This window comes from Flavobacterium soyangense (genome assembly GCF_015277675.1).
GTDB lineage: Bacteria > Bacteroidota > Bacteroidia > Flavobacteriales > Flavobacteriaceae > Flavobacterium > Flavobacterium soyangense.
On the sequence record NZ_JADHEC010000001.1, the window covers coordinates 30,515 to 44,062 of the forward strand.

13 protein-coding genes are annotated in these 13,548 nt (G+C 33.9%); 9 read left to right on the forward strand and 4 right to left on the reverse strand.

Annotated elements, in window-relative coordinates; genetic code table 11:
* Positions 1 to 114: 114 nt before the first annotated feature.
* From IR213_RS00130 to IR213_RS00145, 4 genes are all read left to right on the forward strand, one after another.
* The gene (locus tag IR213_RS00130; RefSeq protein WP_194310440.1) at positions 115 to 693 is read left to right on the forward strand and encodes a MarC family protein; all 579 of its coding nucleotides are present in this window, start codon (positions 115 to 117) and stop codon (positions 691 to 693) included.
* A 138-nt stretch (positions 694 to 831) separates the two neighbouring features.
* Entirely contained in the window at positions 832 to 1,035 is a 204-nt protein-coding gene (locus IR213_RS00135) for a hypothetical protein (protein ID WP_194310286.1), read from the forward strand.
* Between the two features lie 2 nt (positions 1,036 to 1,037).
* Positions 1,038 to 1,646 carry an FAD-dependent oxidoreductase gene (locus IR213_RS00140; protein ID WP_194310287.1) on the forward strand — a complete coding sequence of 203 codons (609 nt, stop codon included), beginning with the start codon at positions 1,038 to 1,040 and terminating at the stop codon, positions 1,644 to 1,646.
* A 67-nt stretch (positions 1,647 to 1,713) separates the two neighbouring features.
* Positions 1,714 to 2,457 (forward strand): phosphatase PAP2 family protein, encoded by a 744-nt coding sequence (locus IR213_RS00145; protein WP_194310288.1) that lies wholly within the window; start codon positions 1,714 to 1,716, stop codon positions 2,455 to 2,457.
* Positions 2,458 to 2,464: 7 nt separating this feature from the next.
* Here IR213_RS00145 and IR213_RS00150 read toward each other — a convergent pair whose 3' ends face one another.
* Genes IR213_RS00150 through IR213_RS00160 form a run of 3 tightly spaced genes read right to left on the reverse strand, consistent with a single transcriptional unit; the run spans position 2,465 to position 5,067 of the window.
* Positions 2,465 to 4,039 carry a S41 family peptidase gene (locus IR213_RS00150; RefSeq protein ID WP_194310289.1) on the reverse strand — a complete coding sequence of 525 codons (1,575 nt, stop codon included), beginning with the start codon at positions 4,037 to 4,039 and terminating at the stop codon, positions 2,465 to 2,467.
* A complete protein-coding gene (locus tag IR213_RS00155) occupies positions 4,040 to 4,468 on the reverse strand; it encodes a deoxycytidylate deaminase (RefSeq protein WP_194310290.1) in 429 nt (142 codons plus the stop codon).
* Positions 4,469 to 4,473: 5 nt separating this feature from the next.
* Positions 4,474 to 5,067, reverse strand: coding sequence for a HupE/UreJ family protein (locus tag IR213_RS00160; protein ID WP_194310291.1), 594 nt, complete (start codon positions 5,065 to 5,067; stop codon positions 4,474 to 4,476).
* Positions 5,068 to 5,251: 184 nt separating this feature from the next.
* Here IR213_RS00160 and IR213_RS00165 point away from each other — a divergent pair, with 184 nt between their 5' ends.
* Positions 5,252 to 5,683, forward strand: coding sequence for a tellurite resistance TerB family protein (locus IR213_RS00165; RefSeq protein ID WP_194310292.1), 432 nt, complete (start codon positions 5,252 to 5,254; stop codon positions 5,681 to 5,683).
* 110 nt (positions 5,684 to 5,793) lie between these two features.
* Here IR213_RS00165 and fbp read toward each other — a convergent pair whose 3' ends face one another.
* Complete coding sequence (gene fbp / locus IR213_RS00170; protein WP_194310293.1) at positions 5,794 to 6,813, reverse strand: class 1 fructose-bisphosphatase; 1,020 nt, start codon at positions 6,811 to 6,813, stop codon at positions 5,794 to 5,796.
* Positions 6,814 to 6,982: 169 nt separating this feature from the next.
* Between fbp and IR213_RS00175 the strand changes: the two genes are divergently transcribed.
* From IR213_RS00175 to IR213_RS00190, 4 genes are all read left to right on the forward strand, one after another.
* Positions 6,983 to 7,465, forward strand: a complete 483-nt coding sequence (locus IR213_RS00175) for a GNAT family N-acetyltransferase (RefSeq protein ID WP_194310294.1) — start codon at positions 6,983 to 6,985, stop codon at positions 7,463 to 7,465.
* A gap of 26 nt (positions 7,466 to 7,491) precedes the next feature.
* A complete protein-coding gene (locus IR213_RS00180) occupies positions 7,492 to 8,748 on the forward strand; it encodes an aspartate kinase (RefSeq protein ID WP_194310295.1) in 1,257 nt (418 codons plus the stop codon).
* A 152-nt stretch (positions 8,749 to 8,900) separates the two neighbouring features.
* Positions 8,901 to 12,314: a hypothetical protein gene (locus IR213_RS00185; RefSeq protein WP_194310296.1), complete on the forward strand. Its 3,414-nt coding sequence runs from the start codon at positions 8,901 to 8,903 to the stop codon at positions 12,312 to 12,314.
* Between the two features lie 106 nt (positions 12,315 to 12,420).
* Positions 12,421 to 13,488 carry a glycosyltransferase family protein gene (locus IR213_RS00190; protein WP_194310297.1) on the forward strand — a complete coding sequence of 356 codons (1,068 nt, stop codon included), beginning with the start codon at positions 12,421 to 12,423 and terminating at the stop codon, positions 13,486 to 13,488.
* Positions 13,489 to 13,548: the final 60 nt, after the last annotated feature.

Below are 13,548 nucleotides of genomic sequence, written 5' to 3' on the forward strand. Positions count from 1 at the left end.
CATTAAAATAGACATTGTCAACTATCTTAGCCAATACACTTTACCAAAAAAATTAACCTTAATTTGACTTTTAAACCTATAGAAAATACTACTTTTGCCCCATAAATTTAAGAAATTATGGAATTGGATTTTAAAGAAATAATTACTGTCGGGATGGTGCTTTTTGCTGTAATTGATATTGTGGGAACGATTCCTATTGTTGTTGATTTAAGAACAAAACACGGCCATATTGAATCTGAGAAAGCTTCGTTAGTTGCCGGAATTATTATGATTGTTTTCCTTTTCGTAGGTGAAGAATTGCTAAATCTTATAGGAATAGATGTTCATTCATTTGCCGTTGCAGGTTCGTTTGTCTTGTTCTTTTTGGCTCTTGAAATGATTTTAGGGATTCGCATTTATCGAGATGAAGAAGCAGGTTCCGCTTCAATTGTACCAATTGCTTTTCCGTTAATTGCCGGCGCCGGAACGATGACCACTTTATTATCATTGAAAGCCCAATACCAAACCATAAATATTGTAATTGCCATTGTTTTAAATATTATTATCGTATATATTGTTTTGAAATCATCGGCAAAAATCGAAAAAATGCTGGGAAAAAATGGTTTGGGAGTAATCAGAAAGGCTTTTGGAGTTGTTCTTTTGGCTATAGCTGTTAAATTATTCGCCGGTAATGTTAAAGGTTTGTTCGCGTAAAATAAATTTTTATAAATTTACACATCATTTTTACAAAATAATATTTTTATGAAATGAGCATAACACAAATGCGATGCAAGCATCGACGAAGATATATGCGAATTCCATATTCCTTTAAAAAATAAATAATATCTAAATATGAAACTTTTCACTAACATATTGGTAGTTTTGGCAATCGGGCTAATCATATTCAATATTAGTCTGCTCGACTTCAAACATCCTCTCGAAGGGAACAGTATGATTGCTTTTATTGGAATTGCAGCTTCATTTTGTGCAGTTTTAATTCTTTTGATATTTAGAATGTCAAAAAGCATCGAAGAAAAAATGAATGATAAATTCTAATTGTGTTTGATGCTTTAATCATTGGTGGTGGCGTTTCCGGAATGTCATGTGCTCTTGTTTTGGGTTCAGCAAAAAACAAACCCTTTGTCATTGAAAAAAAAATTGGCATAATAACACATCAGAAAACCTCCTCTCTTCAGGAAGCCGTTATTAATAATACTTATGGCATTCCTCAGGGTAAATTAGGTTCTGATTTATTAGTTGAAAGTATTCAGCATTTATCAGAAACTTATCCTCATATTACCCAGATTTCAAATGAAAAAGTCCTGAAAATCGAGGGCGAATCCCCACAAATTACAATTACTACAAATAAAAATATTTATAAATCTAAATCAATTATTGTAGGAATCGGTGCTGCCAATACTTTTGCAATTGAAGGATTAATGCAATATGTGGAACCGCATCAAAAAATACCTATCGAAAAACAAAGAATCCAACTCAAAAATATAGACCACAGAGCCGCAGAAGGCATTTATGTTACCGGAACACTTGCCGGCTGTAGAAGCCAAGTGGCAATTGCCGCAGGTAGCGGTGCTGCAGTAGCAACCGACATTCTTACTGTATGGAATGGCGGAATTCAAACACAATCGCACCATAGCATTAAGAAATAGTTTATTGACCTTTAGAAGTTTTTATTTCTGATTTTATTTATTAGTATTGCTTTACAGATGTAAAATCATGAAACTAAAAATACCTTTCATAGCAATTGTCCTAATCTTTACCATTCAAGCAGCAAATGCTCAAACTGATAGTTTGACAACCAAACCAAAGCAAAAAACTACTCTTTTAAAAACAACTGTTTTGCCAATATCTCTTATTACTGGAGGACTGTTAATAAGCGGGAGTGCCTTTGAAAAGTCTTTTCAAGAAAGCGTTAGAAACAGTGTAGGAGAAGACTTTAGTACTTCAGTGGATAATTACACAAGATACGCCCCGATAGTAGAGCTTTATGCGGCTGATGCATTGGGCATAAAGGCAAAAAACCACTGGTTTGACCAAACAAAAAATCTAACACTATCCATTATAATTACTGATTTTATCACTTTTAAAATAAAAAAAATCAGCAATAAAACCAGACCAAATGGTAATGGGAATCCGGACTCTATGCCCTCTGCACATACTTCATCTTCTTTTACTAATGCAACCGTTTTATATCAAGAGTTCAAAGACACAAGTCCTTTGCTTGCTTATAGCGGATATGGATTTGCTGCAACGACCGGAGCATTACGAATTACGAACAATGCCCATTGGCTTTCAGATGTGTTAGTGGGAGCCGGAATAGGAATGCTGGTAACTAATGTCATCTATTATTTTGATCCAATTATTAAATGGAATCCCTTTAAAAAGACAGATAATATTACCCTTTTACCAGAAATAGACAATAATCGATATGGTTTTTATTTATGTGTAAGAATAAAATAATTTGAAATTATTTATTATTCAAAACCGTCTTAACCATTGCATCGTCTTTCAAGACAATCTCATAAAATTTACTTTCATTGAATAACTGTCGGGCAAATTCTGCAGCCAAATATCGTTTTACCAAAGCTTTATTATCATCCAATTTCATATCAATTCCATTCCTAGAAAGAAATTTTTGGAAAGCATTAAAATACAAATCCGTTCCATCAATTTTGACCTTAAATTGTTCGAAAGTCATTCCTTTAAAAATAGTTCGGTTATGGTCTAACTGTTCAAACACAAATTGACCAAGAATACCAGATTGCAATAAATAAGCGGTATGTTCTTTGCTTTGCTCCACTTCAAGCGGAACAAAAACATCAGGAACAATTCCGCCGCCACCATACACGATTTTACCTTTTGGTGTTTTGAATTTTGGTGTTTTAGGCGTTTTTATGCTGTCTTTATTATACAATTCACCATTGTCAAACCTCGATTGTGATTCTTTAAAATAGTCTTCATTTCCTTTTGAATACGGTTTTTGTATCGAACGTCCTGTAGGGGTATAATATCTGGCAACGGTCAATCGCACTGCAGAGCCGTCATCAAAATCCATTTCGCGTTGCACCAATCCTTTTCCAAAAGAACGGCGGCCTACAATTGTTCCTCTATCGTTATCCTGAATGGCTCCTGCCAAAATCTCGCTTGCCGACGCACTGTTTTCGTCAATTAAAACAAACAAATTTCCAGTTTCGAAACTTCCTGTTTTAGTGGCGAAAGTTTTTTCGATAGTTCCTTTTTTATTTTTTGTAAAAACAATTAATTGCTTGTCTTTCAAAAATTCGTCAGCAATGGCAATCGCTTGGTCCATATAACCTCCGCCGTTTTCTCGAAGGTCAATAACGAGTGATTTTATACCTTGTTCTTTTAATTTGGTTAAACCAGTTTTGAACTCGTCATACGTAGTTTCGGCAAAGCGATTTATTTTTATGTAGCCAGTAGTAGCATTCAAAAGTATAGCTGCGTCAACACTTTTTAGCGGTATAACACCTCTTTTTATTTTTATTTTAATGTTTTTTCGCTCCGATTTTCTATAAACCGTGACAACAATTTCAGAACCTTCTACTCCTTTTAGTTTTGAGAAAAGACTGTCCGTTGGTAATTTCCGTCCAAATAATTTTGTTTTATCGGCATAAAGAATCCGGTCTCCTGATTTGATTCCGGCTTTTTCCGAAGGACCATTTTCTACTGTTTTAATAATCGCCAATGAATCTTTATACATATAGAAATTTACTCCGATCCCCACGAAATCACCTCGCATGCTTTCGGCAACTTCGGTTTGTTCCTTTGGCGGAATATAAACCGAATGTGGATCAAGTTGTGCCAGAATATTGTCAACAGTATGGGCGACAATTGAATCCGTATTTACATTATCAACATATTCCGTGTTAATGAAATCAATTAGTTTGTTGAGTTTATTTTTCGAATTGTTTTTGGCCAAAAATTGATTTTGGTCCGGAAAATTAAGCCATCCGCCCAGAAGAATTCCAAAGGCAAGGGTAGCAAAAATAAGTATTGGAAAATATTTAGGGTTAATTTTCATTTATTCTAAAACTTCTATTTGTTCAACAATTACACCTGCTTTTGCAAGAAAATCTACTCCCGAAGTATCTCTGTACCCTAATTGATAAACGACTCTTTTTATTCCAGATTGATGAATTAATTTGCTGCATTCTTTACAAGGCGAAAGCGTGATATAAAGTGTTGCTCCCTCACAAGTTTGTGTCGAACGCGCTACTTTTAAAATTGCATTTGCTTCTGCGTGAAGTACATACCAATTAGTCAGGCCTTCTTCGTCTTCACAACAATTTTCAAAACCAGAAGGCGTTCCGTTATATCCGTCAGAAATAATCATTTTGTCGCGAACGATTATGGCTCCTACTTGTTTGCGTTTACAATAAGACAAAAGACTCCATTCTTTGGCAATTCGAAGATACGCTTTGTCGTATTTATTTAACTTTTTCTTTTCCATATAATTTATCTATTCCAAATTTCGCTCGAGATAATCATTGGCAAAACAACCCCAATCACAAAAGACGACATCACTAATGTCCAGTCGCGTTTTGAAAATCGGAAGAAGGTCTGAACAATGTACGAAAGTATTAACACAATTAAAACAACTATTATTTGAGAAGTTTCTATTCCTAATGAAAACTCAGACAAAGGCAATAATTTTGACTGTGGTGAACCTCCAATAACCGTTTTAAAATAACTCGCAAAACCCAACCCGTGGATAATTCCAAAAAACAAAGTTACAAAACCAATTATGCTGATGCTTTCTTGTTTTGATGATTTTCCAGCCGTGAAAAGATTAAAAAAAGCCACGATAAGAATGGTTATTGGAATTAAAAAATCAACCAAATTGCCTTTTATAATAATTACTCCAAAAACAGACAAGAGCAATGCCAATGTATGCCCAACAGTAAAAATAGTAACCAAAAGCAACAATTTTTTCCAATCCTTGAATGCATATGAAACCGTCAAAGCAATTAAAAATAAGATGTGGTCATAAGCAAATTGGTTGAGAATGTGCCTCAAGCCTTTTTCAAAATAAATCCAAAATTCAGACATGTAAATAACTTTAAAGATTAGGGGTTGTCAAACTTACAATTAATTTTGAAATTAGTTTGAAACGACACTGTTAAAAGCCTTTCTTGTCCCATTTATTTTATTATAATACAAAAATATTAAGAATTGCTTTTCCTTAAAATCGAAATTAGTATTATCTTTATATGACAATTTAAAACTCAAAATTATGTCAATAGCAGAATTATTTGATAATGAATTTAAACGCAGGATGAAAGGTCGTTTTGCCGCTGTGGTTCGTGTCTTGTTCGCCGATGGAAAATTTGATCCCGACGAAAAGAAATTTTTAGACAAGCTAGCCATAAAACTAGAAATTTCGAATGAAGAATATGAAGAAATTTTAGAAAACCCATTGAAATATGAACTAAATCCACCCTATTTACACATAGAAAGACTGGAAAGTTTATATAATATTGCCAGAGTGGTTCACCATGACCACCATTTGGGCGATAAACAAGAAATTTTATTGAGAAAATTTGCAGTAGCCTTGGGGTTTACTACCAGCAATGTAGACTATATCGTCAATAAAGCATTGGCATTAGTTGATAAAAAAGTAGATTTAGACACCTTTATTTACGAAATGCAAAATATGAATAGATAATCCTCTCCCCCCCCCCAACCTTATTCAAAGGAAAGGGGGCTAATAATGAAAAATTATTTTTTAAAAGCCTCAGATTTAGACTGCGCTTTTTTTAAAATTCTTAAGTCTTTTTAATATTTACTTAACTTGGCTAATCGCATAAAATCTTCCGCTTTTTCAACCATGTTATGACTACCACAAAAGAATGGTGCTCTTTCGTGCAATTCTGTTGGTTGAAGTTCCATAATTCTGGTAAAACCATCCGATGCTTTTCCTCCAGCTTGCTCAACAATAAATGCCATTGGATTGCATTCGTAAAGCAATCGTAATTTACCTTTTGGTGCTTTTGAACTGGTTGGATATAAATAAATTCCCCCTTTTATCATATTTCTATGTATGTCAGAAACTAAACTTCCAATGTATCTTGAAGTATAAGGTCTTTCTTCTTCTTCTAGCTGGCAATACTTGATATAATCTTTCACACCTTGCGGGAAATGGACATAATTCCCTTCGTTTATGGAGTAAATATTTCCGTTTTTGGGAAATTCCATTTTGGGATGCGACAAATAAAATGTTCCAATGGCGGGGTTCAAAGTAAATCCATTTACACCGTGTCCAGTCGTGTAAACCAGCATTGTCGATGTGCCGTAAATGACGTATCCTGCTGCCACCTGATTAATTCCGGGTTGCAAGAAATCCTCTAAAGTTACCGGAGTTCCCACAGGGGTTATCCTTCTATAAACCGAAAAAATGGTTCCCACAGAAACATTCACATCAATATTTGAAGAGCCATCCAGCGGATCCATTAAAACTACATATTTATTGTTGTGGCTGTTGTCAGAACCTTGTACGGTTATAAAATCATCATTTTCTTCCGAGGCAATTCCACAAACAATCTCGCGATTTATCAAGGTTTGAATAAAAACTTCATTGGCATAAACGTCCAATTTTTGCTGATCTTCACCCTGAATATTTTGTGCTCCTGCGGCACCAACGATATCAACTAATCCAGCTTTGTTCACTTTGTAGTTGACCACTTTGGCCGCTAATCGAATCGAGTTGATAATTCTTGATAATTCGCCTGACGAATATTGAAAGGCGGTTTGATTTTCGATAATATATTCTCCTAAAGTTTTGTTGCGCACTTCCATTACGAAATCGTTATAGTTGTATTGAAGTCACAAATATCGGTTTTTTTGTGAAAATGATATAATTTTATTTAGTTCGTTCATCATAATTGTATATTTGCCATTCAAAGTGTGTATTTTCAGAATAAAAACTTATTTTTTCAAGCCAATAAACAATTATAAATAAAATATTATGACTATTAGAAAAGGAAATCCAGAAGATATGGAAGCTGTTTTAGGTCTTATTCAAGAATTGGCCCATTTTGAGAAAGAGCCAGACGCCGTTTTAGTGACAGTAGAAGATTTAATTCGGGATGGTTTTGGTACCATTCCCTTATTTCAAGTTTTTGTTGCTGAAGTAGAAGGCGAAATCGTGGGAATTGCTTTGTATTACTATAGATTTTCTACCTGGAAAGGAAAAACAATTCACTTGGAAGATTTGGTTGTGAAAGACAAAATGCGTGGCACAGGACTAGGTTACGCCTTGTATTCTGAAATTATCAAACAGGCAAAAAAAGATAAAGTTCGAAGAATTGACTGGAATGTATTGGACTGGAATTCGCCAGCAATCGAATTCTATGAAAAATCAGGTGCAAAAGTGCTTGACGAATGGAGAGTTGCACAAATGGACGAAGCAGCAATCACTTATTTCGTTGAAAATAAATTAAAAGAATAAGTAAAAAATTAAATTTTTTTTAAATTATGAGAGTATTTAAATTTGGTGGTGCTTCCGTTAAAGATGCCGAAGGAATTAAAAACGTGTATGACGTTTTACAAAAAGTGGGCTACGAAGATGTATTATTAGTGGTTTCTGCCATGGGAAAAACCACAAATGCCCTTGAAGAAGTAATAAAAAACTATTTCGAGAAATCAGAGGAATTGAATTCATCGGTGCAAGAAGTAAAAAAATACCACAACCAAATTCTGTTGGATTTATTCGAAGATGACAAAAATGGAGTTTTTGCAGCAGTAAATACGCAATTTTCAGATTTAGAATATTTTTTAATACATAATAAATCACCAAATTATAATTTTGTCTATGACCAAATCGTGAGTTATGGCGAATTGATTTCGACTACGATTTTAAGTCATTTCATGAACTATAAAGGCATAAAAACGCAATGGCTTGACGTTAGAAACTTCATAAAAACAAATTCGAATTATAGAGATGCCGAAGTAGATTGGGATTTAACCCAAAAAAATATCGCCAAAAACGTAAAGCGAAAAATATTGAATATTACCCAAGGATTTTTGGGTTCTGACGAAAATAATTTCACTACAACTTTAGGTCGTGAAGGTTCAGATTACACTGCGGGAATTTTTGCTTATTGCCTCAATGCCGAAAGCGTAACCATCTGGAAAGACGTTCCCGGAGTGATGAATGCCGACCCAAGATATTTTGAAAACGCGAGTTTGTTAAGCCATATCTCCTATCGTGAAGCGATAGAAATGGCGTTTTATGGCGCAACCGTTATCCACCCAAAAACATTGCAACCGCTACAGAAAAAGGAGATTCCTTTGCATGTAAAATCATTTATAAATCCATTATTACCTGGAACTTGTGTCTCAAAAGGTTCTGATTCAGAGTGGCAAATTCCTAGTTTTATTGTCAAAAGAAACCAACTTTTGATTTCGCTTTCCTCTATAGATTTTTCTTTTATTATGGAAGAAAACATCAGCGAAATCTTTGCTATGTTTCACCAATTCAAACTGAAAGTAAACCTAATCCAGAATTCTGCAATTAGTTTTTCAGTATGCGTTGAGGATAAATTTGGAAATTTTAAAGATTTGAATCCTATTTTGTCCAAAAAATTCAAAGTCGATTATAATGAAAATGTAACTCTTTACACCATTAGGCATTTTAACGACAAAGCGGCCCAAACTGTCGAGCACAACAAAACGGTTTTATTGAAACAAGTGAGCCGAGAAACAATGCAGATTGTGACTATAGAAGGTTAATCTGAACATTAAAAAAATTAACCGCAGATTGACAGATTTTAAAATTTGTGAATCTGCGGCTTTTTTTATTAAGTTAATTTAGCTTCAAAATATCCTCTTTATAATTTCCCAATTATAAATACTACTTTTGATACTTTCGAGTTAAAGTATTTATGTTAAAAAATATCTTGATTTTGTTGGCACTAATCTGTTTATCCGGACTTCACGCCCAGGAAATCAACTCGTCGTACAAAACCAAAAAAATACTCGTTTCTCGTGATACCATTCACCTTGGAAATGAAAGCCTGAACCCAAGTTTTTTTAAATTGCTTGACGCCAATGAAAAACCCATTGATAACACTTTCTACAAAATAAATTTCGAAAAAGGAATTTTAATTTTAAATGAAAATTTTCCAAAAAGTTCAGATTCCATAACGGTGAATTATCTCAAACTTCCTGAGATTTTAACCAAAGAATATCGCATTTATGACTCCAGTAAAGTGGTGAGTAATGAAGCCGCTTCTGGAAGTTTGTATACCGTTGAAGCCATTCAAGAGAAAAAAACTATTCCATTCGAAGGACTCAACACTTCGGGAAGCATAACGCGAGGTGTCACTATTGGCAACAATCAAAACACGGTTTTAAACTCCAATCTGGATTTACAAATCACCGGAAAACTATCCGAAAAAGTGAGTATGCGTGCTTCTTTACAAGACAACAATATTCCGCTACAAGATGGAGGTTACTCCCAAAAACTAGATCAATTTGACAATGTTTATATGGAGCTTTTTAGCGATAAATGGAACATTCGAGCGGGAGATGTTTTTCTTGAAAACCATAAAACCCAATTTCTGAATTTCAACAAAAAAGCACAAGGATTGACCGCTAATTTTGACTTTGGGACAAAAGATAATAAAACCAATGTTTTTGCTTCGGCGGCATTGGTAAAAGGACAATATGCCAAAAGTAATTTTGTGGGACAAGAAGGAAATCAAGGACCATATAAATTAATTGGACAAAATGGAGAATTGTATATCCTTGTTATTTCAGGTTCAGAGCGGGTTTATGTAAATGGAATCCTTCTGAAACGGGGAGAAAACAATGATTACACCATAGATTATAATGCCGGCGAAATCATTTTTACACCACTTTTTACCATTACTTCCGAAATGAGAATCACCATAGAATATCAATATTCTGAACAAAATTACACCCGATTTGTTACTTATGCAGGCGGCTCACACGAAAGCAAAAAATGGAGTTTTGGCGGTTATTTGTATTCCGAAAGTGATTTAAAAAATCAACCATTACAACAAAGTCTTTCGACAGAACAAGCCCAAATTTTAGTCAATGCCGGCGACAACAGTGATTTAATGGTTGCGCCTTCGGCATACCAAGATTCCTACTCTGACAACAAGATATTGTATAAAAAAACATTGGTAAACGCAGTAGAAGTTTTTGAATATTCAAATAATCCACAGGATGTATTATTTAATGTTAGGTACAGTTCAGTTGGAACCAATAATGGGAATTATATTTTAAAAAACACCTCCACAATTGGCAGAATTTATGAATATATTGAACCCTTAAATGGAATTCCTCAAGGAAATTACGGGCCTGTTATTCAATTAGTGGCGCCCATAAAAATCCAGGTCGCCACCTTTTTAGGAAAATATAAGCCCACAGAAAAAACAGCTATTGATTTTGAAATTGGGTTGAGCAACAACGATAAAAACTTATTTTCTTCAATGGATGATTCCAATAATCAAGGCTTGGCGACAAAAATAAATGCACGACAACGACTGTTTTCAAAAAAATGGAATGTGGATGCTTTTGCTAATTATCAGTATATACAGAAAGATTTTCGAACAGTTGAAAGACTTTACAACGTTGAATTTGGCAGAGATTGGAATCTAGGAACGACAACCTTTGGCAATCAAAGTTATTTGGTTTCGGGACTACTTATGGCTTTGCCAGAAAAAGGGAACTTAGTTTACCAATTTGAAAAACTTGATTTCTCCGAGAGTTTTTCTGGAAATCGCCATATTTTGAATGCTTCATTTAATTTGAAAGATTGGAAAATTCAAAGTCAGGGAAGTTTTCTGAATAGCGATGCTACTATATCAACATCGAAATTCCTGAGAAACCAAACGCAAGTAAAATATCATTTCAAGAAAAACTGGATTGGCAGCAGTCTGAAATTTGAAGATAACCAAGAAAAAACCAAATCAACAAATCAGTTTTCGGCATTGAGCCAGCGGTTTTTAGAATATGGCTTTTTTGCAGGTCGTGGTGACAGTACAAAGGTTTTTGTGGAATTGGGTTATTATAAAAGAACGAATGACAGTCTGCAAAACGGAATTGTTCACCGTGTGAATAACTCCCAAACCTTAGCCTTACGGTCAAAATTAATTCAAACCAATAAAAGCGAATTGTCACTTTTTGTGAATTACAGGGTTTTGAATTTTGTAGATATATCCAAGAGAAACGAGCCTTCACTGAATTCCAGAATGGTTTACAATGACCGTTTTTTCAATCAATTAATTCAATCTACTACCGTTTTTGAAACCAATTCCGGTTCCATTCCGCAGCAGGAATTTACCTATCTTGAAGTTCCTGCTGGACAGGGAGTTTATACTTGGAATGATTACAACAGTAATGGAATTCAGGAATTAGAGGAGTTTGAAGTTGCTCCTTTTATCGACCAGGCAAAATACATCAGAATCTATTTGCCTAACAGAATTTACATCAAAACGCACCAGAATAAATTCTCCCAATCGATAATTTTGAATCCTAATCAATGGCAAAATGAGAGTGGTTTCAAAAAAATAATTTCTTATTTTTACAACCAAACTTCCTATATCATTGATCGAAAAATTAAAAATAAAGGCGATAATTTTGACCTAAATCCTTTTAACAATTCAACTGAAAATGTATTGGGATTAAATTCCAGCTTCAGGAATAGTTTGTTCTTTAATCGAGGAAAACAATACCATTCCGTAACCTATTCCTACATTCAAAATGAGACAAAAAATTTACTTTCTATAGGCTCACAGAAAGGTAAAAACAGTTCGAATCAATTGCAATATTCACACTTGTATAAGAAAAGTTGGTTGTTTGGTTTTTTTGCTAAAACAATTCAAACTTCTATTGATTCGGAAAATTTTGCTGAAAAAAATTATGAAATAAAAGGCTATCAATTGGCACCAAAAATTAGTTATTTATTTTCAAAAAGTACGAGTTGGGATTTGTTTTATGAACTGCAAAACAAGAAAAATCAAATTGGAAACTTAGAAACATTGATGCAAAATAGGTTTGGAACTTCCTTTACGTATGCGGGCAAAAAGAATTTCACGATGAATGGAGAAGTTTCTTTTTACCAAAATAAATTCGTAGGAAATGAATTTTCATCGGTTGGATTTCAAATACTTGAAGGTTTACAAACAGGACAAAACCTAACTTGGAGATTACTTTTGCAAAAAAACTTAACTAACTTTCTGGATATTAACTTTAATTATCAAGGTCGAAAGAGTGAAAGTAGCCAAACAATTCACACGGGAAGTATTCAATTGAGAGCTTATTTTTAAATTTTGCAACTTAATAACTTAATGGTATCGTAATACTTTGAAAATATGAAACACTAATGCTTTTTATACTTTCGCTTTTATAATTACATAATACTTATCTCAATAAATGACTTTAAGTTCAACTAACAAAACCATCTTGATTGCTCCTTTAAATTGGGGCTTAGGTCACGCTACGCGATGTATTCCTATTATTAAAGCACTACAAGAGAATAATTATATTCCCATTATTGCTTCTGATGGAATTGCTCTTGAGCTGTTGCGAAAAGAGTTTCCGTACATAAAAACCCTAAAATTACCTTCGTACCAGATTGAATATGCTAAGGACGGCAAGAATTTTAAATGGAAACTATTGCAAAATTTTCCAAAAATGATGAAAGCAGTTTTGAATGAAAAAAAACTAATCAAAAAATGGGTCAAAAAATACGATATTGAAGGTATTATTTCGGATAATAGATTGGGTGTTTTCAGCAAAAAGGTGCCTTCGGTATTTATCACCCACCAATTGAATGTGATAACTGGAAACACAACTTGGATTACCAGCAAATTGCATCAGCATATAATTAAAAAATACAAGGAATGTTGGGTTCCGGATGTTGAAGAGACTCCAAATTTGACCGGAAAACTAGGTCATCTTGAGAATCCTGATTTTAAACTAAAATACATTGGCCCTTTGAGCCGATTTCATAAAAAAGAAACACCAAAACAATATGATTTGATGATTATTCTTTCGGGACCAGAACCTCAACGTGAATTCTTGGAAGAAAAGCTAAAAAAAGAGGTTTTAAATTTTGGAGGAAAAACAATTTTTATAAAAGGAATTGTTGAAAAAGACCAAAAAAAGGAACAAATTAAGAATGTTACCTATTATAATTTTATGAATACCAGACAACTCGAACAAACCTTTAACGAAAGTGAAATGGTACTGTGTCGCTCTGGTTATACCACGATTATGGACTTGGTGAAACTAGAGAAAAAAGCCTTTTTTATTCCAACTCCAGGTCAGTTTGAACAAGAATATTTGGCCGAAAGACTAGAAAAAGAGGGCCTGGTTCCTTTTGCAAAACAGGATGATTTTAAGCTGAAAAACATCTTTGAAATTCAAAATTATAAAGGATTGAAAGGATTTGAATACTCTGTAAATTGGGAAGAATTGTTCGAAGTATTTGAAAAGTAAAAACAACTATTGAGCTATAACAAAATTGCCACGAATTACACCAATTCTTACTAATTTTTC